At 73.9% G+C, this 23,660-nt stretch carries 23 protein-coding genes; 9 read left to right on the top strand and 14 right to left on the bottom strand.

Annotation, left to right across the window (positions count from 1 at the left end; translation table 11 throughout):
* Positions 1–26 precede the first annotated feature (26 nt).
* From OP04_RS54635 to OP04_RS16680, 3 genes are read right to left on the bottom strand one after another with little or no spacing between them, the layout of a single operon-like run.
* Positions 27–689, bottom strand: coding sequence for a response regulator (locus tag OP04_RS54635; RefSeq protein WP_408606756.1), 663 nt, complete (start codon positions 687–689; stop codon positions 27–29).
* Positions 686–1,846, bottom strand: a complete 1,161-nt coding sequence (locus tag OP04_RS54630; RefSeq protein ID WP_033340708.1) for a sensor histidine kinase — start codon at positions 1,844–1,846, stop codon at positions 686–688. Before OP04_RS54630 ends, OP04_RS54635 begins: the two co-directional genes overlap by 4 nt.
* 32 nt (positions 1,847–1,878) lie before the next feature.
* Positions 1,879–2,730: a CPBP family intramembrane glutamic endopeptidase gene (locus OP04_RS16680; protein ID WP_232323611.1), complete on the bottom strand. Its 852-nt coding sequence runs from the start codon at positions 2,728–2,730 to the stop codon at positions 1,879–1,881.
* A gap of 140 nt (positions 2,731–2,870) precedes the next feature.
* Between OP04_RS16680 and OP04_RS16675 the strand changes: the two genes are divergently transcribed.
* Complete coding sequence (locus tag OP04_RS16675; protein WP_033340540.1) at positions 2,871–3,416, top strand: TetR/AcrR family transcriptional regulator; 546 nt, start codon at positions 2,871–2,873, stop codon at positions 3,414–3,416.
* Positions 3,417–3,526: 110 nt separating this feature from the next.
* On the opposite strand, the gene OP04_RS16670 is transcribed toward OP04_RS16675, so the two are convergent.
* The 3 genes from OP04_RS16670 to OP04_RS16660 form a co-directional block, all read right to left on the bottom strand.
* The gene (locus OP04_RS16670; protein ID WP_033340539.1) at positions 3,527–4,519 is read right to left on the bottom strand and encodes an SDR family NAD(P)-dependent oxidoreductase; all 993 of its coding nucleotides are present in this window, start codon (positions 4,517–4,519) and stop codon (positions 3,527–3,529) included.
* A 257-nt stretch (positions 4,520–4,776) separates the two neighbouring features.
* Positions 4,777–6,291, bottom strand: coding sequence for a GAF domain-containing protein (locus OP04_RS16665; protein WP_408606755.1), 1,515 nt, complete (start codon positions 6,289–6,291; stop codon positions 4,777–4,779).
* Positions 6,292–6,502: 211 nt separating this feature from the next.
* The gene (locus OP04_RS16660) at positions 6,503–7,033 is read right to left on the bottom strand and encodes a GNAT family N-acetyltransferase (protein ID WP_033340537.1); all 531 of its coding nucleotides are present in this window, start codon (positions 7,031–7,033) and stop codon (positions 6,503–6,505) included.
* 55 nt (positions 7,034–7,088) lie between these two features.
* Here OP04_RS16660 and OP04_RS16655 point away from each other — a divergent pair, with 55 nt between their 5' ends.
* From OP04_RS16655 to OP04_RS16645, 3 genes are read left to right on the top strand one after another with little or no spacing between them, the layout of a single operon-like run.
* A complete protein-coding gene (locus OP04_RS16655) occupies positions 7,089–7,904 on the top strand; it encodes an NAD(P)-dependent oxidoreductase (RefSeq protein WP_232323610.1) in 816 nt (271 codons plus the stop codon).
* Between the two features lie 39 nt (positions 7,905–7,943).
* Entirely contained in the window at positions 7,944–8,789 is an 846-nt protein-coding gene (locus OP04_RS16650; RefSeq protein ID WP_157239902.1) for a peptidoglycan-binding protein, read from the top strand.
* Between the two features lie 44 nt (positions 8,790–8,833).
* Positions 8,834–10,036 (top strand): hypothetical protein, encoded by a 1,203-nt coding sequence (locus OP04_RS16645; RefSeq protein ID WP_033340535.1) that lies wholly within the window; start codon positions 8,834–8,836, stop codon positions 10,034–10,036.
* A 31-nt stretch (positions 10,037–10,067) separates the two neighbouring features.
* On the opposite strand, the gene OP04_RS49725 is transcribed toward OP04_RS16645, so the two are convergent.
* The 3 genes from OP04_RS49725 to OP04_RS16630 form a co-directional block, all read right to left on the bottom strand.
* Positions 10,068–11,345, bottom strand: coding sequence for a hypothetical protein (locus tag OP04_RS49725; protein WP_051798072.1), 1,278 nt, complete (start codon positions 11,343–11,345; stop codon positions 10,068–10,070).
* A 15-nt stretch (positions 11,346–11,360) separates the two neighbouring features.
* A complete protein-coding gene (locus OP04_RS16635) occupies positions 11,361–11,867 on the bottom strand; it encodes a SigE family RNA polymerase sigma factor (protein ID WP_198153862.1) in 507 nt (168 codons plus the stop codon).
* A 288-nt stretch (positions 11,868–12,155) separates the two neighbouring features.
* Positions 12,156–12,755 carry a TetR/AcrR family transcriptional regulator gene (locus OP04_RS16630; protein WP_051798068.1) on the bottom strand — a complete coding sequence of 200 codons (600 nt, stop codon included), beginning with the start codon at positions 12,753–12,755 and terminating at the stop codon, positions 12,156–12,158.
* 73 nt (positions 12,756–12,828) lie between these two features.
* On the opposite strand from OP04_RS16630, the gene OP04_RS16625 reads away from it, so the two are divergent.
* Genes OP04_RS16625 through OP04_RS16605 form a run of 5 tightly spaced genes read left to right on the top strand, consistent with a single transcriptional unit; the run spans position 12,829 to position 17,521 of the window.
* Positions 12,829–14,019: an MFS transporter gene (locus OP04_RS16625; protein ID WP_033340534.1), complete on the top strand. Its 1,191-nt coding sequence runs from the start codon at positions 12,829–12,831 to the stop codon at positions 14,017–14,019.
* A gap of 55 nt (positions 14,020–14,074) precedes the next feature.
* On the top strand, positions 14,075–14,812 hold the full coding sequence (locus OP04_RS16620) for a S1 family peptidase (RefSeq protein ID WP_033340533.1): 738 nt from the start codon (positions 14,075–14,077) through the stop codon (positions 14,810–14,812).
* 49 nt (positions 14,813–14,861) lie between these two features.
* Positions 14,862–15,761 carry an aldo/keto reductase gene (locus tag OP04_RS16615; protein WP_033340532.1) on the top strand — a complete coding sequence of 300 codons (900 nt, stop codon included), beginning with the start codon at positions 14,862–14,864 and terminating at the stop codon, positions 15,759–15,761.
* Between the two features lie 27 nt (positions 15,762–15,788).
* Positions 15,789–16,643, top strand: a complete 855-nt coding sequence (locus OP04_RS16610; RefSeq protein ID WP_085066514.1) for a glycosyltransferase — start codon at positions 15,789–15,791, stop codon at positions 16,641–16,643.
* Complete coding sequence (locus tag OP04_RS16605) at positions 16,640–17,521, top strand: GHMP family kinase ATP-binding protein (RefSeq protein WP_198153848.1); 882 nt, start codon at positions 16,640–16,642, stop codon at positions 17,519–17,521. Before OP04_RS16610 ends, OP04_RS16605 begins: the two co-directional genes overlap by 4 nt.
* On the opposite strand, the gene OP04_RS49720 is transcribed toward OP04_RS16605, so the two are convergent.
* Genes OP04_RS49720 through OP04_RS16580 form a run of 5 tightly spaced genes read right to left on the bottom strand, consistent with a single transcriptional unit; the run spans position 17,461 to position 23,612 of the window.
* The gene (locus OP04_RS49720; protein ID WP_051798062.1) at positions 17,461–19,236 is read right to left on the bottom strand and encodes a hypothetical protein; all 1,776 of its coding nucleotides are present in this window, start codon (positions 19,234–19,236) and stop codon (positions 17,461–17,463) included. The two genes, OP04_RS16605 and OP04_RS49720, sit on opposite strands and share 61 nt — an antisense overlap.
* Positions 19,233–21,284, bottom strand: a complete 2,052-nt coding sequence (locus tag OP04_RS16595; protein WP_051798060.1) for an NAD-dependent epimerase/dehydratase family protein — start codon at positions 21,282–21,284, stop codon at positions 19,233–19,235. Before OP04_RS16595 ends, OP04_RS49720 begins: the two co-directional genes overlap by 4 nt.
* Positions 21,281–22,021, bottom strand: a complete 741-nt coding sequence (locus tag OP04_RS53360) for a GNAT family N-acetyltransferase (RefSeq protein ID WP_033340531.1) — start codon at positions 22,019–22,021, stop codon at positions 21,281–21,283. Before OP04_RS53360 ends, OP04_RS16595 begins: the two co-directional genes overlap by 4 nt.
* Positions 22,018–22,803, bottom strand: coding sequence for a glycosyltransferase family A protein (locus OP04_RS16585; protein ID WP_033340530.1), 786 nt, complete (start codon positions 22,801–22,803; stop codon positions 22,018–22,020). Before OP04_RS16585 ends, OP04_RS53360 begins: the two co-directional genes overlap by 4 nt.
* The gene (locus tag OP04_RS16580) at positions 22,800–23,612 is read right to left on the bottom strand and encodes a class I SAM-dependent methyltransferase (protein ID WP_198153847.1); all 813 of its coding nucleotides are present in this window, start codon (positions 23,610–23,612) and stop codon (positions 22,800–22,802) included. Before OP04_RS16580 ends, OP04_RS16585 begins: the two co-directional genes overlap by 4 nt.
* Positions 23,613–23,660 lie beyond the last annotated feature (48 nt).

The following is a 23,660-nucleotide window of genomic DNA, read 5'->3' as shown; positions in this document are numbered from 1 at the left end:
ATTTTCCCATTTTTGTGGGTTTCGCGTCAGTCGTTTGGGCTGACCAGGCCGGTCCGGTAGGCGTAGACCACGGCCTGCACGCGGTCGCGCAGGTTCAGCTTCGTGAGAATGCGGGAGACGTACGTCTTGACCGTCTCCGCGCCGATGACCAGCGTCGCCGCGATCTCCGCGTTGGACTGCCCGGCCGCGATCAGCCGCAGCACCTCCAGCTCGCGCGGCGTCAGCGCGGACTCCGCGGTCACGGCCGGGTCCGCGGGGCGCAGGCGTGCGGCGTACCGCCCGATCAGCCGCCGGGTCACCTCCGGCGCGAGCAGCGACTCCCCGCGCGCGACCGTGCGCACGCCCGCGATCAGCTGCTGCGGTGACGCGTCCTTGAGCAGGAACCCTGCCGCGCCCGCACGCAGTGCCTCGTAGACGTACTCATCAAGGTTGAAGGTCGTCACCACCAGCACCTTGAGCGGATCCGGCACGCCCGCGCCGGCCAGCCGCCGGGTGGCCTCGATGCCGTCCATCACCGGCATGCGCACGTCCATCACGATCACGTCCGGCCGCAGCCGTTGCGCGACCTCCACCGCGGACTTCCCGTCGCCGGCCTCGCCGACCACCTCCAGGTCGTCCTGCGAGTCCAGGATCGTGATGAAGCCGGTCCGGATGAGCGCCTGGTCGTCCGCGACCACGACTCGGATCACTGAGATTCTCCTGCCGGGATGCGGGCCGTGAGCGTGAAACCACCGTCGGGGCGGGGTCCGGAGTGGAACGTGCCGCCGAACAGCTCGACCCGCTCGCGCAGCCCGGCCAGGCCACGGCCGGAACCGCCGACGCCGGCGCCGGGGCGGGCCGGCGCGCCGAACGTGCTGACCTCGATGTCGACCGCGTCCGGGCGGTTGCCGAGCCGCACCACGGTACGGCTGCCGGCGGCATATTTGAGCGCGTTCGTCAGCCCCTCCTGCACCACGCGGTACGCGGCCAGCTCGCGCCCGGCGCCGACGTCCGGCCGTGCGCCCTCCTCGACCAGCTCGATCGGCTGCCCGGCCGCGCGGCTCTGCGCCACCAGGCCCTCGACCTCGGCCAGCGTGGGCAGCTGGTCCATCGGCGCGCGACGGGCCGGGTCCAGCACGCCGAGCAGGTCGCGCAGCTCGCCGAGCGCACGGCGGCCGGTCTCGCCGATCGCGACCAGGTTCGCGGTCACCTTCTCCTCCGAGGACGCGACGAACTGGGCCGCGCCGGCCTGGACCACCATTGCGGTCACGTGATGGGTGACCACGTCGTGCAGCTCGCGGGCGATGCGCTCCCGTTCGGCCGCGAGCGCGGTCTGCGCGGCCAGCCGGCGGCGCTCCGCCTCCGTCGCGCGGTAGGACCGTATCCATGCGCCGACGACCCAGGCGGACGTCAGCGCGACGAGGAAGAGCGGGTAGGCGTCCGCCGTGGTGGGCGAACCCGCGTTGATCAGCGCGACCGTCAGCAGCGCGTAGGCGACGGCCCCGCCGGCCGCGACGGCCCACCGGAGGCGTTCCAGGTACGCACCGGCACTGTAGATCGCCACCAGCAGGCCGAGGCTCGCGAACGTCGCGTACCCCCGCAGCTCCTGGACGGCGAAGCCGGCCACCACCAGCGCCAGCGTGAGCGCGGGCCATCGGCGGCGCACCACCAGCGGCAGCGTCATCGCGAGCGCGGACGCGATGCCCAGCGCGTCCAGCGGGCGGTGCGGCAGCTCGCCGATCCGGGTGCCGATCGTGGCCAGCGGCGGGAAGAAGCCCAGCGCGGTGAAGGCCAGCGCGATCAGCCCGTCGCGGACCGTCACGTCCAGGGACCGCCACCGGTCCCGGACCGTCGAGACCAGTGGCAGGCTCAGCACCCGGGCAGCGTAGCGGGCGGTATTCATCGACGCCACGACGGCGCGACGATGCGGCCGGCCTTCGCGGCGCGGCGCAGCAGGACCACACTGACCGCGACGCCGGCGATCACCGCGAAGATGCTGGCCTCCGGGCCGAACGCGCCGCCGGAGACCGCGTCCGAGCCGGTGGCGAGCCCGCGCACCAGGCCGCCGTCCCTCAGGCCGGAGCCGGAGACCGTCGCGCCGAACAGGCCCAGCTCCGCGAAGTTCCAACCCAGGTGCAGTCCGATCGGCAGCCACAGCGAGCGGGTCGCGACGTAGGCGGCGCCGAGCATGATGCCGGCCTCGGCCGCGATGGCCAGCGCGCCCCAGATCGTGGCGCCGTCGTTGAACAGGTGCAGCGCGCCGAAGAGCAGCCCGGAGACGGCGAGCGCGACCACGGTGCCGGCCCACTGCTCCACGATCCGGAACACGACGCCGCGCAGCATGATCTCCTCGACCACCGCGACGCCGCACATCAGGCCGAACGTGGAGATCATCGCGCCGAACGAGCCCCCGCCGCCGATCCGGTAACCGCCGAAGATCGCGATGACCGCGATGGTGACCGTGAACAGCGCGATGCCGATCAGCGTCCCGCGCCCGGCCTCCCTGAGCAGCGTGCCGGGCTCGGCCTCGGTAACCGCGCGCTGCTCCAGCCATCCGGTGACCACGCGGTAGGCCAGGATCGCCAGGCCGGCGGTGACCAGCCCGGAGATCAGCGCGACCAGCGGGAGGCCGGACACGGCCATGTTGATCGCGTTCACCACGCCGGACACGAGCGCGAAGATCAGGAACAGGAGCAGCAGCCGTACGCCGGTGAGACGCATCCAGGACGGCGGCGCGGTGATCCGGGACATGGGTGGAGACTCCTCCGCATCCGTAGCACGACCGGGGTGCCGCGCTGACACCTCTGACGCTATGGATCAGGAGGCGCCGATTGATCCCCGCACGGGGAGCAATCCGGGGTCCCCCGCGCGGGGGACCTAGGATCGGACGCATGGTGCGCAGGGGCTCGGCGGAGGCGACGCGGGAGGAGATCCGGTCGTCGGCGACACGCCTGTTCCGGGAGCGGGGGTACGCGCACACGTCCGTGCGGGACATCGCCGCGGACGCGCAGGCCAATCCGGCGCTGGTGATCCGGCACTTCGGCACCAAGGAACTGCTGTTCCTGGCCACCATGCACCTCACCATCGACGACGAGCCGCTGCTGGACGTGCCGCTGTCCGCGCTGGGTTCGCGGTTCATCAGCGTCGTTCTCGCGTCCGAGGAACACATCAAAGGCGTCTACCTCGCGCTGGTACGGGGCAGCGGTGAGCCGTCCATCGAGGCGCGGCTGCGCGAGGTGCACGAGACGTCGTTCGTCGCCCCGCTGCGCGCACGGCTCACCGGCGCGGACGCGGACCTGCGGGCGCGGATCGCGGGCGCGGTGGTGGGCGGTCTGACGTACTCGCTGTGGGTGGTCGGCGACGCGGACCTGCTCGCCGCCGACCCCGCCGACCTGGCCTCCCGCTACGGCGCGGTGCTCCAGGCCGTCCTGTACTGAGCCGTTCCCTGCTGCCGCCGGCCCGAGCTGCCGCCGCTGACCGCGGCGCTCCCGGTTGTGGCGCTCCCGGTTGTGGCGCTTCCCCGGTGCGTCGCCGGCTGCCTCGGTTCCTACTGCACGGACCAGCCGCCGTCGGACGGCAGGATCACGCCGTTGAGGTTGACGCCGTCGTCGCTGAGCAGGAACGTGATCGACGCGGCCAGGTGCTCCGGCAGCGCCACGCCCGGGATCAGCGCCAGGAACGGTCCGAGCCGCGCCCGGCCCTCCTCGGAGGTGCCGGCCGCCATGCCGGTCGCCACGCCGCCGGGCGCGACCGCGTTGACCCGGACCCCGTGCGGGCCGTACATGAACGCGGTGTTCTTCGTGATGCCGACCACGGCGTGCTTCGCCGCGGTGTAGGCAAGGCCGGCCGAGTTGCCGCGCAGCGCCGCCTCGGACGCGACGTTGACGATCGCGCCGCGGCCGGCGTCGATCATGGCCGGCAGCACGGCGCGGATCAGCTTGAACGGGCCGTCCACGTTGACCGCGAAGACCCGGTCCCACATGGCGTCCGTGACCAGGTGCGCGGGTGAGAAGTCGTCCGGGATGCCGGCCACATTGGCCAGGCCGTCGATGCGCGGGCCGGCGGCGGCCACGATGCGGTCGATGCTGTCCTGCGACGTGATGTCCGCACCGATCGGGACCGCGTCGCCGTCGAGGCCGCTCAGCCGGTCCTCGGCCAGGTCGACCGCGATCACGCGGCCGCCCTCGCGGAGGATCCGGCTCGCGGTGGCGCGGCCGATGCCGGATGCGGCGCCGGTCACGATCACGGTCTTCCCGTCGAAGCGGCCGGGGACGATGCGCTCGGTCCAGGTGCTGCCGTCGTCCTCGGGTATCTGCCCGTCGTTGACGGCCGCGACCAGCCCTTCGACGACGGCGGGTGGGATGCGGCCCTGGCTGAGCTCGACGAGCTTGGCGAGCGGGAGTGTTCGTACCGGCGCGAGGGCGGACTCGTCGAAATCGCCCTGTCCGAGCAGGCCGCGCAGTGCCGGGCCGCCCTTCTCGTGGGCCAGCCAGTCTCCTACCGTGCTGTTCGCGGTCAGTGCTTTCTGCTGATTTACCATGAAAAATCACCTTCTGAGAGCACCAAAGTAAACTTAGTTTACTCATGGGGCCGCAAGACTGTCGGCCCCTGACGCCCGGCGTGGGGGTGAAGTAGCGCCACGGCGGATGCCCGCGACCGCGAGGCCCACCGCGGCCCGCGACTGAGGGCTTTCACGCCGCTGAGGCGTCGCCGTGGGTGGCAGTCGGAGGCCGTAACGCGAGGCGCGGGCACACGACGAGCGGCCGCGCGGAGGCGCGGCCGCTGCGGGGAGGCGGGTCAGGCCTCGAAGCGGCGGGCCATCAGGGCCTGCTCCTCCAGGACCTCGTTGATCCGCGCCTGGACCGCGTCCATCTGGCCGATGGTCTCGCTGGTGGTGTGGATGCCGGCGGAGACGGACTGGGCGCTGGACTGGATGCCGGCGATCTGGTCGGCGACCTTCTGGGTGGCCTCGGCGGTCTCGCGGGCCAGGTCCTTGACCTCGCCGGCCACGACCGCGAAGCCCTTGCCGGCCTCGCCGGCGCGGGCGGCCTCGATGGTGGCGTTCAGGGCGAGGAGGTTCGTCTGTTCCGCGATGGAGGAGATGATCTTGATGACGTCGCCGATCGCGGCGGAGGCCTGGCCGAGCGCGGCGACCTCGCCGGTCATCGTGGTGGCGCGGCTGACCGCCTCCTCCGCCACGTGGGTGGCGTCGTCGCTGGCGGAGCGCAGGCGGGCGACGGTGTCGAGGAGCGCGCGGGCGTTGTCGGCGGCGCGCTCGGTGTTGCGCAGCACGTCGAGGCGCTGGGAGACCAGCTGTTGCACGTTGCGCAGCGCGGCGGTGCGGGACTCGGAGAGGTCGATGTACTCGGTGGTGAAGAAGTCCATGGTGCCGACGATGCGTTCGCCGCTCATGATCGGGAAGCAGACGCCGGACCGGACGCCGGCGCGCTGGGCCGCGGGCGCGCGCACGCAATCGGTGAGCTCCGCGAGCTCGCGCACGAAGACCAGGTCGCGGGCCCGCCAGGCGCGGCCGGACAGGCCGACGCCCTCGGCGAACGTGGCGGCCAGCGTCACCTTACGGAACTCGTCGCCGGCGGAGCCGGACTCGACCTGGAAGCGCAGCACGTTGTGCTCCGGGTCGACCTCCCAGTACGACCCGTACGCCCAGCCGAACGCGGTGCGCACGGTGTCCAAGGCCATCCGCAGCGCGGACTGACTCTCGTGGGCCTGACCCATCTTCGCGACGACCTCGGTGACGGCGAGCCGGTCCGCGGCCACCTGGCGCAGCTCGGCGGCGGAGATGGCGCTGGTCCGGGCCTGTTCCGCGATCCGCGCGATCGACATCCACTTCTCGGTGCGCGGGCCGTCCAGGTCCAGCGGCGTGCGGGAGTAGTACTCGAAGACGGCCAGCACCTGCTGGTTCTTGAGCACGGGCATGACGACGGCCGCGACCATGCCCTCCCGGCCGGCGGCCTGGCAGCGCAGGCAGTCGTCGCACTCGGCGACGCTGCCGACGTAGACCGGGCGCTTGGTCTTGAACGCGCGCCCGACCAGGCCGGCGTCGGACGGCACCGGGCGGCCCGCGACCACGGACTGCATCTGCGGCACGACCTCGCCGGTCTCGAACCGGACCTCGACGTTGCCGCGCCCGTCCGGCAGCCACACCGCGCCGTAGCCGAAACCGTAGGACCTGACCATGCTCTCCACGGTGGCCCGCCAGGCGCTGGCCTCGTCCGTCACTCCGTCCAGCGCCAGGACCAGCGCCTCCAGCGACTCGACGTCGCGCGGCACCGGTCGCGGCGCGCTGCTCACGACCGCCGACCGTGTCCGGAACAGCCCCATCCCGACCTCCCCTGTTCTCCTCTCAGTAGACACACATTCGAGGAATCCTCGGGTGACATTCGGGGCATAAACCCCTCGTCTGCGGTAGCGGGCACGGGCGGGTCTTCCGCAACCACCCACGGACCGGGAGCCCGCGGGAGCATGCGGACGGTGACCACCGCGAAAGCGGGAATATCCGCTTTTAAAGGTTTTTGTGGAAAACCAGGAAGGCGCAGGGCGTGGCAACGAGCGGCGCGAGGTGCGGGTACGACTCCGCGAAGTCGGCCTCGTGGACGAGCCGGTATCCGATGCGGGTGTACCAGCCGCGCAGGAACGCCTTGATCGGGTGCTCCCACTCCGTGGGGTAGAGCAGCTCGAGCTGCAGCACGGCCAGCCCCTGCTCACGCGCCCAGGACTCGGCGAACGCGACCAGCTCACGCCCGATGCCGGCGTTGCGGTGCTGCGGGTGCGCGGTGAGCATGCCGAACTCGGCCTCGCCGCCGGGGAGACGCTGGAGGCGGATGGTGCCGACGAGCGCGCCGCCGAGATGCGCGATCGCGAGCTCGCCGGCGCGGATGATCGTGGCCATCTCGGCCGCGTCGGTGCGGTTGGTCTCGTCGCGCCAGATGCCCTTCTCGCCGGCCGCGTAGACCACGTTGACCAGCGCGGTCACCTCGTCGAGGAACGCGGTGTCGTCCGCGGCGGAGGCGGGGGCGAAAGTTATGTCGACCATGGTGAGGAATTATCGCGCAGGCGGATAATGACCCACCATGCCGACGGTGGGGATCGTGAGCGCGGGATACATGGGCGCCGGCCTGGGCTGGGCGCTGCGGACCGGTGGTGCGCGGGTGGTGACGACGGTGGCCGGAAGATCGGCGCGGACCGCACGTCTGGCTGCGGAGGCCGACCTGGAACTGCTGCCTGACCTGGCCGAAGTGGTGCGCGCGGCGGACGTGGTGCTGTCCGTCACACCGCCGGCCGAGGCGCTGCGCGCGGCCGCGGAGATCGCGGCCGTGGACGACACGGACACGCTGGTCGCGGACCTGAACGCGATCTCGCCGGAGACGATGGCCGCGGTGGCGTCGCACCTGCGCCGGCCGGTGGACGGCAGCATCTCCGGCCCGCCGCCGACCGCGAAGCCGGGCGCGCGGATCTTCCTGTCCGGCCCGGAGGCGCAGGTGGTGGCCGCGCTGCCGTGGGCCGGGCTGGTCACGCCGATCGTGGTCGGGCCGGAGATAGGTGCGGCGAGCGCGGCGAAGATGTGCACCGCGAGCATCTACAAGGGGATGACCGCGCTGGTCGCACAGGCGATGCGGACCGCGGGACACCACGGTGTGCTGGACGTCGTGATCGCGGACCTTGAGCGCAACGGCATCGACACGCACCGGGACGTGGCGCGGGCCGCGACGAAGGCGCACCGGTTCGTGGCGGAGATGCGCGAGATCGCGCGCACGCAGGAGGGCGCGGGGCTGACACCGGCGCTGTTCGCGGCGTTCGCGGCGGTGTATGCGGACCTGGCGGCCACACCGCTGGCGGACGGGGATCCGGAGACGACCGGCCCGCTCCCGCCCGACGCCGTGGTGGCGCTGACCAAAAAACCATAAATCACGACATAGGGGGTACGGCGTTCCTACGCTCGTCGCATGAGAACCTCCGTGGCCGACGCGTTCATGACGTTCACCGAACCGATCGAGGGGCGCGTGCCGCACCTCTACCTGGACGCCTGGGGCCTGGTCACGATCGGCGCCGGATGCCGGCTCGAATCCGCGGACGAGGCGACCACGCTGCCGTTCGTGATCGGCGGGGACACCGCGCTCGGCGCCTCCACCCGTCAGGTCCGGGAGGCGTACGCGGCCGTGCTGGCCCGACCGGACCTGGCCGGCAGCCCGCGCGAGTTCGAGGCGCTCACCGTGGTCCGGCTCACCGAGGACGGCGTGGACGAGCTGGCCGCCCGCCGGCTCGCCGCGATCGAGGACCGGCTCATCCGCACGCCGGAATTCGCCGGCTTCCTGCGCTGGCCCGCCGACGCCCAGCTGGCGCTGCTGAGCCTGGCCTGGACGCACGGCCCGGACTTCTCCGGCTGGCCCGACCTGCGCGCGGACTGCGCGGCCGGCGACTGGCGGGCCGCGGCCGACCACGGGCGCATCCAGGGTGCCACCCAGCGGAACGCGGGCGACCGCGCGCTGTTCCGCACGGCCGCGCACGCGGCGGACAACCACTGGGACCCGGACAGGCTCTGGTACCGGCCGCTCGGGCACCGCCCGGAGCTGCGCGCCACGGACAGCGGCGCCGAGGTCGTGCTGCTGCAGGAACGGCTGCTGGTGCTCGGCTATCTGCCGGACGTGACCGGCACGCTGGACCTCACGACCGAGCGGGCGCTGCGCGCGTTCCAGCGGGCGCACGTACTTGCCGAGGACGGGATTGTCGGGCCGGTGACCTGGGCGGCGCTCGGAACAGCCGTCCCCGCCACGGTCGCCTCATTGGCCTGAACGGCCACTTCCCCTACCGATCGAGCCTGACCGATAGTTGGCCGGTGGAGGCCGATCAGGTGCTGCTGCAGCGGCTCAGGCGTGCCGTCCCGCCGCTGGTCGGCGGCGGTGTCGCCTGGTCGGTGTACCCGCGCGAGCTGCCCACGCCGATGAACACGGTGCTGGACATCGTGGCCGCGCGGCTGCGCGCCGATCCCACGCTGATCTGGGTGGACGACGGCACGCCGGAGGTGCTGGCGCTGCCGGGGCTGCCGCAGCCGGTGGTCGCCTGGAGCCGCCGGTCGCTGCGGACCGGGCTGCTGATCCGCACCGTGCTGCTGACGGACGGTCTCCCGTCGCGGACCCGCCGGGAGCTGTGCCGCCAGGCCGCGCTGCACCTGCTGGCCGAGACGGCGCTCCGGCTCGGCAACCCGGACCTGGCCGCCCGGTGCGGCGCGGCCGCGTTCCTGGACCGGGACTGGGCCGCGCCGCACGCGGACGAGCTGGAGGCCGCGACGGACTCGGAGGCGCACCTGGCGCTGTGGTTCTTCGCGCTCGCGCACGAGTTCGGCCACTTCGCGGACCCGCGGCCGCACGCGCGCGGGCCGCTCACCGACGCGTCCGTGCGCACCATGCTGCTGGCCGCGCAGCACCACGACGCGCACGACGTGGTCGGCGACGTGCTGCGCCGCCGGCCGCTGCGCCCGGCCGACGTGCGCGCCGAGACCGTGGCCGACCTGTTCGCCGCGGACGTGCTGGTCGAGGCCGCCGCGCTGCTGCTGCCCGGCGGCGGGCACCCGGTGCGGGTGATCGGGGAACTGCTGCTGGCCGCCGGCGTGGTCGCGGCCGCGGAGCGCTGCCGGGGGCTCTGCGCGCTGCTGGCCGGCGACGCGCGGTCCGACCACCTGACCTATCCGGCGGCCACGACCGTGCGGTCCGCCGTGCTGCGCGCGCACCTGGCCGCCGTGATGGCGGACCGGTACTCGACCGGCCGCCCGTCCCCGACGCCCGGCCTGCAGCGCTGGGACCGGATCGTGGCCGGCGTCGCCGAACCGCTGGAGCCCGCGCTGGACCTGCTGGACCTGGCGATGGCCGACGCGGTCCGGCACGCGCTGGACGACACGCTGCCGGTCGAGCATCTGCTCGACCGGCTCCGCGTGCAGGCCGGGCCGATGCTGCGGGCGGAGGCCCGGGACTTCGTCCACCTGGTGCAGGCCAGCGGCCGCCACGGCCAGTTCCTCGACGAGCTGGTGTTCATCCTGGGCTGAGGGCCCTCCCCTGCGGAAAGGGCCCTGGGCCTCACTTCACCGTGAAGGTCACGATCTTCGTGTTGTCGTCGTTCTGCAGGTCCGGGATCCGCTTGTGCTCGGCCCACTCGGCGGTCTCCGTGCTGGCCCGCACGACGACGATCACCTCCTTCTGCCCGCCGGACGGGAAGGCCGAGGCAGGGGCGGTCACCTGGAACGTCCCCAGCGTGACGTCCTGGCCTGCCGACGTCTCTCCGATCCCGCAGACATAGGTCGTGTTGCCCTCGCCCACCGGCTCCGTCTGGACCGCATAGTCGCTGCGCACGCATCCCGTCGGCACGGTCTTCAGCGTCGCCGCGTGAGGCAGCACGAACGCGACCCAGGTGAGGGTCCGGGCCGGGCCGGCGTTGCGGATCGCGATGCGCACCGTCCCGTCGAACGTGTCACCGGTGGTCGTGCCCTCCACCGCCACGGACTTCACCTGCAGGTCGGTGAACATCGGGTTGACCGGGAACTCCGCCGGTCCGCCGGTCTGCCGGAACGTGTCGCCGTCCAGCGAGTAGGCACGCCACTGGTACTGCACGATGTCCGGGTTCCCGCCGCAGCACGCCAGGATGTCGCCGACCTGCACCTCCACGGCGTTCCCGGCGGCCCTGATCTCCTTGATCTGCTCCGGAAGGCCCCCTTCCCTGCCGCTCAGGCTGGAGGCGACGACGGAGCCGACGAGGTCGATGTCGCCGGCCTCGTTCCGGTCGAAGACCATCACCTGCCACTCGCCGGACTGGCCCGTCTGGCAGTGCAGCAGCGCCGCGGTCTCCTCGACGCCGTCGCTGTCGACGTCCACATAGGCGAGCTGCCGCAGGGAGATGTCGCCCATCGAGTGCGGGGTGCTGACCAGCTGGTATTCGCCGGCAGGGCAATCCATCACGCCGTGGTTCGGCCAGTCCGGCAGGGTCAGCGGCGTTGCCAGCAGCGTCGCCTGGTCGATCCTCCCGTCCGGCGGCGCCGCCGCCCCCTCGGAGCTCTGCGGGCTCGCCGGCGCCGTCGGGGTGGGCGACGGAGTGGCGGTGGCGGACGGGGGCGGGGTCGGGGGCTGCGTGGCCGGGTCGGCCGGTGGGCCGTTCGTGCCGATCACGCCGGCCGCGTAGGCCGCGACCGGGGCCGCGATCACCAGCGCGGTCAGTCCGCTCGTGATGCCGGCGCGCAGCTGCCGCCTGCGGCGCACCGTGGCGCGTGCCGCGGCCGGGCCGAGCGGCGCCGGCAGGCTCTGGGAGCCGTCGCGGAAGGTGTCGAACACGGTGTCGAGCTCGTGGAATTCTTCGTCCATCATGGCTGTGGCTCCTTTTCAGGCGTCGGTGAGCTGGGCGGCGAGGGCGGTGCGGCCGCGGTGCAGCCAGGACTTGACGGTCCCCTCAGCGACGTCTTCCTGCTCGGCGATCTGCGCTACGGACAGATCGGCGAGGTGGTACAGAATGACCGCGCGCCGGTGCTTCTCCGGAAGCGTGGCGAGTGCGCGGGCGAGTGCGACCCGGTCCGGACCCGGCCCGTCCACATGTTCCTCCCGCTGCCGTCGCGCGTGGGCCTGCTGCACGCGCAGGCGCCGGAACCGGCTGGTGGCCAGGTTCCACGCGACCTTGCGCAGCCAGGCCAGCGGGTCGTCGTAGCGGGAGACCTTCTCCCAGCGGGGCAGCGCCCGGCAGAACGCCTCCTGCACCACGTCCTGCGCCTGGCCGAAGTCTCCCGTGTACGCGAAGAGCTGCAGCGAGAGCCGCTGAAAATGGGCCGCATAGAACGTCTCGAACGTCGGCGGCCCGGTGTCGTCCGTCAGTGCCCTGGCCGCTTCGCTGACCATGGTCATCTGCCCCTCCCCGTGGATATCTCGGCGTCCCCCGCCGTCGCGTCCAACACGCCGTCTGTCCACACTCGGTTGCACCCGATCGCCTACCTGACAGAACTGATCCACATCAGACCCCTGAAGAGCCTGAAACCGATATTCCCACTCGCGTCGTGGTCCGGTTCCGCGAGCTCCCGCGGGCCTCGGATCCGTGGCCGGTCACCGAAGACCCATCCGTGCCTTGACATGCATCGACGGGCTGGGGAACCCGGCATGCGGCGTGGACGGCCGGCCCGGTGGAGCCGGTCAGGCGCTGACGGGCGCGGTCCCGCTCCGTGCGCCGTCGCGGAGCGGGAACCGGGCCGCGATCGCGGTGATCGTGGCCAGCACCATGTCCCGGTCGAGCGGCGCCCGTTCCATCTCGCGGTGCATCGGCCAGCCCTCGATCAGCGCGTCCATCGCACGGCAGGCCGGCTCCGCGAAGTGCAGCGCGAGGCTGGCGTGGCTGCGGGCGAGCCAGGTCGCGGCGATCTCGGCGACGGCGGGGTGGTGACGGGCGTACGCGTTCATCTCGTAGATCAGCGTCAGCTGGCGCGGCGACACGTACTCCCCGCCGCAGATCAGGTCCGTGACGGCGGCGCACGCAGCCCCGGTGTCCGGCGCCGCGGCCAGGACCGCGCGGTAGTGCCGCGACATGGTGTCGGACAGGTGCTGGAACGCCTGCTCCAGGATGTCCTCCAGACCGCCGAAGTGGTACGTCAGCGAGCCGAGCGGCACGCCCGCGGACTCGGCGATCCGGCGGTGCGTGGTGGCGTGGACGCCGCGCTCCTCGATCACGGTCAGTGCGGCGTCGAGGATGCGCTGCTTGCGGAGCGGATCGTTGGCGACCCGCCGGGTCCCGGCCATCCGGGCAGTTTACCGCCGGAGCAAAAGTGTGTACGTTCGTACATACCCCTTGATCGACCCTGGAAGGACCGTCGTGGACCTCGCCACGTCCCGTCGCCGCACGGCACTGTTCGCCCTGTTCCTGACCGCGGGACTGGGCATCTCGTCGTGGGTCACCCGCACGCCGGACATCCGCGACCTGCTCGGCGCGTCCACCGCGGAGATGGGCCTGGTGCTCCTCGGCCTCTCCGGCGGCTCGATGACCGGCATCCTGTCGTCCGGCCCGCTGGTCAGCCGGTTCGGCGCACGCCCGATCGTCGCGATCGGCTCGCTCGCGATCGTGCTCGCCATGCCGCTGATCGGCCTCGGCGCCGCGCTGTCGCAGAGCCTGCCGGTCGCGGCCGGGCTGTTCGTGTTCGGCCTCGGCATGGGCGGCGGCGAGGTCGGCATGAACATCGAGGGCGCGGACGTGGAGCGCGTGATCGGCCGCCCGGTCCTGCCCGCGCTGCACGGCTGCTTCAGCCTCGGCACCGTGCTCGGCGCGGCCGGCGGCATGGCCCTGACCGCGGTCTCGTTCCCGGTCGCCTGGCACCTCGCACTGATCGGCGCGGCCACGCTCCCGCTGGTGCTGTGGTCCGTCCTCCAGCTACCCACCGGCGTCGGCATCACACCGGCCGGCCGGCACGCGCGCGGCCCGGCCGTCTGGCGCGACCGCCGCCTGGCGCTGATCGGCCTGATAGTGCTGGCCATGGCGCTGGCCGAGGGCGCGGCGAACGACTGGCTGCCGCTGATGATGGTCGACGGCCACGGCCTGGACCCGGCGGCCGGCTCCGGCGTCTACGTCGCGTTCGCGGCCGCCATGACGATCGGGCGCTTCACCGGCTCGTTCTTCCTCGACCGCTTCGGCCGGGCGGCGGTGCTGTGCGCGAGCGCGATCATCGGCGGCGCCGGCCTGGCACTGGTCATCTTCGTCGACAACGCGGTGATCGCCGGCGCGGCCGTGCTGCTCTGGGGCCTCGGCGCCGCGCTCGGCTTCCCCGTCGTCCTCTCCGCCGCCGCCGACAGCGGCCCGAACCCCACCGCCCGCGTCTCCCTGGTCGCCACCGTCGGCTACGTCGCCTTCCTGGTCGGCCCGCCCGCGCTCGGCTGGCTCGGCGACCACCACGGCCTGCGCGGCGCGATGATCGTCGTCCTCGCCTTCCTCACCCTGGCCGCCGCCCTCGCGCCCGCGCTGCGGTCCCCCGCGGCGGCGCCCGAGGAGCGCGAGCCGGCCATCGCCCGGTGATAGGCCCCAACTGGGATGTATCGATATCAATAATTGTCATCCTAGGGTCGGCGGCATGCGTATCTCACGCCTCGTCGCTGCCGTCGGCCTCGTCGTCGCCGGCCTGCTCGCGCCGTCCGCTGCCGTGGCCGCGCCCGCATCCGAGCCGGACGTCGGCATTCTGGTCGTCGGCGGCCGTCCTGCCACCGAGAACTATCCGTTCATGGTCTACGTGTCCGGGTGCACCGGCTCGCTGATCAAGAACAACTGGGCCGTCACGGCCGCGCACTGCTCCACCCCATCGTCGGTACGCGTCGGAAGCGTCAACCGCACCAGCGGTGGCACCGTGGTCTCCGTGACCCGGGCGATCACCCACCCGCGGATCGACGTCAAGCTGCTGCAACTCGGCTCCGCCGTCTCCTACGCGCCCGCCCCCATCCCCACCACGTCCGGCGCGGTCGGCACCGCGACCCGCATCATCGGCTGGGGCCAGACCTGCCCGACGCCGGGTTGCGGCTCCGTGCCGGCCGTCGCCAACGAGCTGGACACCTCGATCGTGGCCGACAGCCGGTGCTCCAGCATCGACGCCTCGTACGAGATCTGCACCAACAACACGAACGGCACCGCGGGCGCCTGCTACGGCGACTCCGGTGGCCCGCAGGTCCGCAGCGTCGGCGGCGTCTGGCAGCTGATCGGCGTCACCAGCCGGGCCGGCAACAACAGCTCCACCTGCGCCACCGCCCCGTCCATCTACGGCGACCTGCCCTCCATCCGCGCCTGGGTCAACACCCAGGTCGGCGGGCTGCCGGCCTGATCACGTCCTCAGGGCCGACGATGATCGGCCCTGAGGGCATGATGGGCTCATGATCAGTTTCTCCCTGAGCCCGGTCAGCCTGGGCACGTCCTTTCTCGGCAACCCGGCCACGCCGGACGGCGCGCCCGCGCCCGAGTCCGCCGGACTGGCCCACGCACTGCTCACCGGCCCGTCCGCGGTGGTCGACACGTCGAACAACTACGCCGGCGGCCGCAGCGAGACCGCGCTCGGCCTGGCGCTGCGCGCGCACGGCCTGCCGCCGGGCCGGACGATCGTGACCAAGGTCGACGCCGACGCCGGCACCGGCCGTTTCGACCGGGACCGGGTCTGGCGGTCGTTCGAGGAGAGCACCACCCGCCTCGGTCTCGCGCACCTGCCGCTGCTGCACCTGCACGATCCGTACACCATCACGGTCGAGGAGGCCTTCGCCCCCGGTGGCGCGGTGCAGGGCCTGCGGGAGCTCAAGGAGCAGGGCCTGGTCGGCGCGATCGGCATCGCGGCCGGCGAGATCGCGCTGATGACCCGCTACGTCACCAGCGGCGCCTTCGACGTGCTGCTCACCCACAACCGTTACACGCTGGTCGACCGGCGTGCCGAGCCGTTGATCGCGGAGGCCGTCGCCCGGGACATGACCGTGTTCAACGCGGCCCCGTTCGGCGGCGGCCTGCTGGCCGGGCGCGACACGCGCTACGCCTACCGCGAGGCGCCGGCGGACCTGCTGGCCTGGACCGAGCGTGCCCGGGAGGTCTGCGCCGCGCACGGCATCACGCTCCCGATCGCCGCGCTGCACTTCTCGCTGCGCAACCCGGACATCGACTCGACCATCGTCGGCGTCAACCGGGTCTCCCGCATCGCCGACCTGGAGACCATGCGCACCACCGCGGTCCCGGACGCGCTGTGGCCCGCGCTCGCCGCCCTGGGAACCCCGCCGTCGACGATCTCGGACTAGACAGAGTTAGACGGTAATCTATGCGGCGTGGATGCGTCCGTGGTGATTCCCGCCCGCAATGCCGCACATCTGCTCCCCGTTCAGCTGGAGGCGCTGTCCCATCAGGATTTCGCCGGGGAGTGGGAGGTGATCGTCGCGGACAACGGCTCGGCCGACGGCACCGCGGACGTCGTCGACGCCTGGACGCCGCGCCTCCCGCACCTGCGCCGCGTCGTGCACGCGCCGCCCGGCATCAACGGCGCGCGCAACGCCGGCGCCCGCGCGGCCAAGGGCGACCTGATCGCGTTCTGCGACGCCGACGACGCGGCCACCCCCGGCTGGCTGACCGCGCTGCACGCCACGGACGCGGACATCGCCGGCGGCTACCTCGATCCCGAGCCGCTGAACAGCGCCCGCACCCGGAGCTCCCGGGAGGCCAACCCGCCGGACCGGCTCCCGCTGATCATGGACTGGCTGCCCTACGCCACCGGCGCCAGCATGTCGGTCCGCGCGGCGGCCTTCCGCGCGCTGCACGGCTTCGACGAGTCCTGGAGCGGCGGGGGCGGTGACGACGTCGAGCTGTGCCTGCGTGCCCAGCTCGCCGGTCACACGATCGCGTTCGCACCGGACGCGGTCGTCCACTACCGCCTCCGCGCGGGGCTGTGGCCGCTGTTCACCCAGCAGATGGGGTACGGCCGCGCCGACGCCCGCCTCTACCGCGACTTCCGCGCGCACGGCCTCACCGTTCCCGGCACCCGCGAGGCCGCGCGCGGGTGGCTGGTGCTGCTGGCCACCGCCCACACGCTCGCCGACCGGGAACGGGCCGGCCGCTGGGTCTGCGAGGCCGGCTGGCGGGCCGGCCGGCTGCGGGGCAGCGTCGCCCACCGGGTGTGGTGCCCGTGAGGCCGGTCCGCGCCTGCCTGTCCGGCGAGGATCTGGACTGGCTCGGCGGCCGTTCCGTCTGCCTGGCCCTGGACCTGCCCACCCGGGCGGTCCCGCGCCGGACGGCCGCGCCGCAGCCCCGCTGGGCCGACGAGATCTGGGCCTTCCTGCGGGAACGGGTCCGCGGGCTCGCGGACGCGCCGCCACCGGTCGAGATCAGCGGGGAGGCGCCCGCCGCCAGCGGTCTCTCGTCCTCGACCGCCATGATCCTCGCGCTGTTCGACGCGTTCGCGCCGGAGACCGGCCGGGCGGACCGGGTCCGCTGGGCCTACGAGTTCGAGTTCGCGTTCTGTCACGGCGGCGGCATGGACCAGATCGCGATCGACCGCGGCGGCGTCACGTTCTTCGCCGGGCGTGGCACCGGCCTGCCGGACCTGATCGGCCACACCGCGTTCCCGCCGGAGTGGTCGGTGATCGTGGTCGACTCCCGCGACCCGAAGTCCACACCGGACCACATCCGCCTCGTCCGCGCGCAGCAGGCCGCGGACGATCCCGCGCTGCACGCCTACCGGCGGCGCTGCGACCGGGCGTCGGCCACGGCCTGGTCCGCGCTGGGCGCGCGCGACCTGCCCGCGCTGCACGACGCCATGACCGAGGCGCACGGCGCCATGCGCGACCTCCAGCGGATGTCCACGCCGCGCCTGGAACGCCTGCGTACGCTCGCCGCGGACGCCGCCGGACTGCCGTTGAAGGTCAGCGGCGCGGGCGGCGGCGGCGCGCTCGTCGGCGTCTGCCGCACGCCCGACCTGGCCGCGGTCGCGGACGCGTTACGCGCGGCCTACCGCGCCGACGCCTCCCCCGCGGTCGTGCTCACCCCGTCCCCGTGCCCGCCCTCGTAGGCCAGCCACTGCGCGTACTGATGCAGCCGGAATCGCAGCTCCCCGTCGTCCGGCACGCTCTCCGCCGTCGTTCCGGGCCGGGTCCGCCGGTCCTCCACCCGCACCGGGCGCACCACGTCGGCGACGATCAGGGCAAAATCCATCAGCGGGTACGCCGTGTGCCCGGCCAGACGTTCGCCGGCCGCGACCGCGAGCGCGAGCGCCCGCACGTGCATCGGCAGGACGAGCGGCGGCAGCGCGTCGGTGAGCACGATCGGGCGTGCCCGCAGCGCGGCCCGGACCAGCCCGCCGATCACGTCGCCGGGCCCGGTGCCAGGCCTGACGCCGGGCCCGTAGAGGTGCCCGCGGCCGAGGAACGCCAGCGGATCCGCGCCGCCGTCCGCGACCGTGACCGCCGCGCCCAGCTCCGTCAGCCGCGCCGCGACGTGCGCGGTCAGCGCGCCCCCGTCCGGTCGCAGCGCGATCCGGCGCGACGGCAGCATCGGCCGCAGCTCCCCGGTCCGGCCGGCGTCGACGGCGCGGCAGGCGAGGTCCGCGATCCGCATGAGGTCGCGCTCGGACGGCTGCTCGCCCGGCCGCTGGCTGGCGCCGCCGGGCCCGATGGTCCGCAGCGCCTCCACCACGGCGGCCGGATTCACCGCGGTCCGCGGTCCGCGCGGCACCACGGGCGGCCGGCTCACGGCGGAGCGCGGGCCCCTCGGTGTCACCGCCGCCGGATTCACCGCGGGGCGCGGGCCGTCCGGTGTCACGGCCGCCGGGTTCGCCGCGGGGCGCGGGGCGCTCGCGGTGCACGGCGTCAGGGTCGCACGGCGTACCGTGGCGGGGTTCTCGGAATCGGCCTCGCGCTGCAGCAGGCCGAGCGCGTAACCGGTGAGCCAGACGCCGCCGGCCGTCGCCGGGTCCAGGCCGGGCACGGGCGGCGGTGACAGGCTCTCCTCGGGCACGCCGCGGAGGCGGAGACGGTCCTCGGTCTCCAGGTGGAGCCAGGTGCCGTCCGGCGCGCGTTCGACGCACTGCGCCACGCCGTTCTTGAAGAACGGCACGAGTGCGGGTGTCCGGTCCGCGATGCGCGGCGGCGTGTCCGGCGCGGCCGGCAGGAAGCAGGCGGAGCGGCGCGGGCCGCGCCAGGCGTTCCCGGCGATGCTGGGCCCGTCCAGGTGCTCGGCCAGGTTCGGCGCCGCGATCAGGCAGCGCACGCCGGAGACGCGCAGGTAGCGCTGCATCAGGATGTCGTCGGGCCACCCGCCGTCGCCGTCGCGGCGCACGTGGTCCGCGAAGCCGAGCGCGACCTCACGCGGCAGCACCAGCGCGGCGCACGGCGTGTACTCGCCGACCGCGCGCACCCAGGTGTCGCCGCGCAGCGCGCCCGCGCGGACCGCGGCACCGTTGCGCGAGTCCCAGATCGCGAACAGCGCGAGCGCGGCGTCCGGCGCGGTCTCGATCGCGTCCAGCACGCGGTCGAGCGCGCGGTCGGCGAGCCGCATGTCGTCCTGGAGCACGAGGTGGTGGGTGCTGGTCACCGGCACCGTGCCCCAGGCCGCGAGCGCGGTCCGGAGCACGGTCGGCGGGCCGTCCGGCCGCGGGTCGGTGACGATGCGCAGCAGGTCCGGCGGTGCCTGCGCGGCCGTACGCACGGCCGCGGCGCCGCGTGAGGGGTGGGTGAGCACGGATCCGCTGAGCCGGTAGCAGCCGCGGGCCAGCGGCCGGCGGGTCATGCGAGACCTGCCCAGCGCGCCCAGGCCGCGACCGTGGCCAGGCCCTCGTCCAGCCCGAGGCGCGGGTGGAAGCCGGCGGCGGCGAGACGGCCGGCGTCGACGCGGGTACGCCGCGCGTAGAACTCGCGTTCGCGGTCGGGCCAGCGCGGGCTGTCCGGCAGGTGCGGGCGCGGCAGGCGCAGCAGGTCCCGGTACCGGTCGTAGTAGTCGCCCCAGGTGGCCGGCTCCGGCCCGGTGAGCAGGAAGCGGGCGTGGGACGGCACGTCCGCGGTGGCGAGGAAGGCGATCGCGCGGGCCACGTCGTGGACGTGCACGACGTCGCAGACGCCGCCCCCGCCACCGGGCAGGCAGGCGTTGTCCTCGCGCAGGCGGCGCAGCGGCGCCATCGTCCATTTCGGACCGGCGGGCCCGTACACCGCGGACGGCTGCAGCGACACCACCTCGCCGTCGAAGTCGGCGAGGAGCCGGTCGGCCGCGGCCTTCTGGGCGGCGTAGGAGTAATCGCCGGGGTCCGGGACGAGCAGCGGCGCGGTCTCGTCGAGGATCTGGCGGTCACCGGGCGGGTAGACGGCCACGCTGCTCAGGTTGATCAGGCGGCGCACGCCGGTCTTCGCGGCCGCGGCCAGCACGGCGGCGGCGCCGTCGACGGTCACGGCGTACCGGTCCGCCGGTTCGCCCCTGCTGCCGTAGGCCGCGTGCACCACCACGTCGCAGCCGTCGAACGCGTCGCGCAGCGCGGGTTCGTCGCGGAGGTCCGCGGTGGTGAGGCGCAGCCGGTCCGGGGGGCGATGAGCGAGGCGGGCGCGTCCCGCATGCGTACGGACGACGGCGCTGACCTCGCGTGCGCCCGCGTCCAGCAGGTGTTCGGTGACCTGCGCGCCGATGAAACCGTTCGCGCCGGTGACCGCGATCCGCAGCCCGTCGAGCGCGCGGTCCGGCCGCACGGTGGCGGGCTGCCAGGGGCGCGGCAGGTCGTGGGTGGCCCGCTCCCGGCACCGGGCCAGCAGCCGCACGACGGCGGCGGCCTCCTCAAGCGTCGCCGGCCCGCCCCCGGATCCGGCACGGACGGCGGCGGATCCAGCGCGCACGACCGCGGGTTCAGCGCGGACGGCGCCGGGTTCGGCGCGCACGACGGCGGGCTCAGCGCGGACGGCGCCGGGCTCGGCGCGGACGGCGGCGGCGAAGCGGGTGAGCTGGTGGCGGAACAGGCCGGCGCGGGTGAGCAGCTCCGGATCGTCCGCCGGGACCGCGCCGGACTCCAGCAGCGCGCCGTCCGCCGCGTGCAGCGTGTAGTCCGCCGCCCGTGCCGTGTCCACGGTCAGCGTGGCCTCGGCCCCCTCGATGCTCACCCGCCCCCCGAGCGTCCGCAGCCGGCTGAGCGTCACGTCCGCGAAGACGTCGCCGTACCGGAGGCTCAGCACGGTCTCCGAGTCCGCGCCCCCGCGCGCATTGTCCACACAGGACACCAGGTCGCCGGTGCCGCCGAGCCACAGGCCGAGCAGGTCGAGGATGTGCGGCCCGAGGTCGGCGCGCACGCCGCCGCCGGGGCCGGGTGCGAACGTGAACGCGCTGACCAGCGGCCACGCGTACGGGCCGCCCTCGCGCCACCGGACCCGGCGCACGCGTCCGAGCCGCCCGGACGCCAGCATCGCGGCCACCCAGGCCGTTGCCGGATAGTGGCGGCGGACCAGCGCGGGCACGACGAGCGTGTCCCCGGCGGCGGCGCGCAGTGCGTCGCACTCCGCGGGCGTGGCCGCGACCGGCTTCTCCAGCAGTACCGGGAGCCCGGCGGAGGCCAGCCGGGACGCGATCGCGGCGTGCGAGGCCGGTCCGGTCGCGACCAGCGCGGCGTCCACGGTGCTCAGGTCCAGTGCGGACACGTCGCTGAGCAGGGCCGCGGACGGGACGTGGGTGGACATCAGTTCCCGGCGGGCCGGGTCGCGGTCGACCAGCGCGGCCACCGTGAACGGCCCGGACAGCAGCGCGGGCAGGTGGCAGTGCTCGACGACGGCGCCGCAGCCGACCACGGCCAGGCGCAGGGGGCTCATCGGGGCACCTCGTGGACGACCCACACGTTCGGTTCCCAGTAGGTGCCGCGGTCGGCCTCGCGGTCGATGTGCACCGTGGCCTGGCCGAAGGGGAACACGTAGTCGCCGGTGTCGGGGAAGCTCATCTCGGTCCAGGTCTCCCAGTCTCGTACCGTGCCGGTGATCAGGGACGAGCGCGGCGCCGGCGCGGAGAGCCGCCCGCCGCAGGTCAGGTGCGTACGGATCCACGGGTCGAACGCCTCGCCGGACGGGGTGGTCCAGGCCGCGTACCGGTGGATCGGGGTCAGCGGGTAACGGTCCTTCCCGGTCGGGCGGACCGGCACGACGACGTGCGCGAGCCCGTCCGCGCGGGCCGTGTCGCGCAGCGCGGCCAGCATCACGGCGGCGAGCCCGCGGCGGCGGTGCCGGGGCGCCACCTCGATGCCGAGCGCGCAGAGCGCGTCCGGCGTGCCGCCGTTCTCCCAGCAGACGAACCCGGCCCGGATCGCGGCGTCGATGCCGGAGCCGAGCCCGGCCGCGGTGCCGTCCCATGGGATCGGGATGCCGCGCGCGACGGCGAGCACGTCGTCGTCCGGGCCGGTGAGCGCGAGCTGGTAGCGGCCGAACACGCGGTGCAGGCGCTTCCAGTAGCCGGCCATCACGTCGCCGTGCAGGTTGTACTCGGGCCAGACGCCGGCGAACAGGTCCGGGACGCGGTCCCACAGGTCGGGCCGGTCCGCATGGCTGACCACGGTCATCCGCCGCCGCCGATCGTGAAGGCCACGCCGTCGGCGCCGGCGACCGTCACCGGCGGGCGGAGGCCGAGCGTGGCGACGGCGGACCGGATGCGGGGCTCGTCCGCGAGCAGGTCGCCGCGGGGCCGGGACCGGATGCGGAGGCGATCGTGGTGGCCGGCCGGGAAGACGTTGCGGCCGTGGAAGGTATACACGTACAGCTGGGGCTGGCCGCTCAGGTGATGCACGGGCACCCGCCGGTGCAGCGCGATCAGCAGCGCCCAGTCCTCGCCCAGGTGCCGGTACGGCCCGTGCTCCGGGTAGCGGAACTCCGGATCACGGGTGGTGATCATGGTGGAGGGCAGCAGCGGGTACTCGGCCGCGGGCGGCCGGCGCCAGTCGATCCAGTGCAGGGCGCGGTCCGCCTCGGAGTGCTGCAGATGCTCGCTGAGGAACAGCGTGTGGCAGCCGGCCGTCCGTAGCGCCGCGACCTGCGCTGACAGCCGGTCGGGATGGCTGAGGTCGTCGTCGTCCCAGACGCAGACCAGCTCGCCCGAGGCCGCGTCCAGCGACAGGTTGCGCAGCTCGCCGAGCCGCAGCTCCGGGTCCGCGGTGACCAGCACCGCGTCCCGGACCCCGTGCTCGCTCAGCGAGGTCCGCAGCCGCGCCCGGTAGTCCGCGTCGCCCTGGGACACGATGACCAGCTCCCGGGCCGGGTGGGTCTGCGCCGCGAAGCAGCGGATGGCGCGGTCGGCGAGCGCGGGCCGGTCGCGGGTGAGCATCAGGCAGCTCACCGACGGGGTCACCGCGGGACCGCTTCCCAGACGATCGCGGACGGCGTGCCCTGCCAGGCGGCCTGCGCGGCGTCCGGGATGCGCTCCTCGTAGCCGCCGGGCGGCAGCGGGCCCGCGAACAGCGGCTCCTGGCACGAGCGCACGTCGAGCCCGTGCGCCCGGAACGCGGTCAGGTAGTCGCTCGCCCAGTGCACGTGGTTGCGGACGAACGCGAGCCCGCCCGCCGGGTGCTTGAACAGCGCCTGGCCGTGCAGCAGCGCGATCACCGGATGGATGTCGGTGACGATCAGCCGTCCGCCGGGCGCGAGCACGCGGCGCAGCTCGCCGACCGCCGGCGCGACGGACGGCAGGTGGCTGAGCGCGAGCGCGCACACCACCAGGTCGAAGGATTCGTCCGGCAGCGGCAGTTTCTCCAGCGTGCCGGTCTCGAAGCGGGCGCCCGGCACCTTCCCGGCCGCGTGTGCCAGCATCTCCGGGGACTGGTCGACGCCGGTCACCTCGTGGCCGCGCGCGGCGAGGTGGACCGCGTGCCGTCCGGTGCCGCAGGCCGCGTCCAGCGCGCGCCCGGCCGGCAGCGTGGCGGTCAGGGAGCGGACGGCCGGCTCCTCCACCGCGATGACGAAGTTCGGCAGCGAGTCGTAGCCACCGGCCCAGGCCGCGTAGCCGGCGGCCGCGTCCAGCTCGGTGAGCTCCTTGGGGACGGGCAGGCCGTCCGCGTCCGGGTCGGCCAGGTGGCGCATCTCGGCGACGCGTGCGGCCACGAACTCGTCGTCCGCGTCGATGGCGGTCCGCAGCAGCGCCAGGCCCTCGATTCCCATCATCAGTTCGCGCATCCTCGCTCGGTGCGGCATTCGCGGTCTCCTCGGTGA

The sequence above is a fragment of the Catenuloplanes japonicus genome, assembly GCF_000717135.1.
Classification (GTDB): Bacteria; Actinomycetota; Actinomycetes; order Mycobacteriales; family Micromonosporaceae; genus Catenuloplanes; species Catenuloplanes japonicus.
Note: the sequence above shows the minus strand (reverse complement) of the source record. Positions and strands in the feature narration are given on the sequence as shown.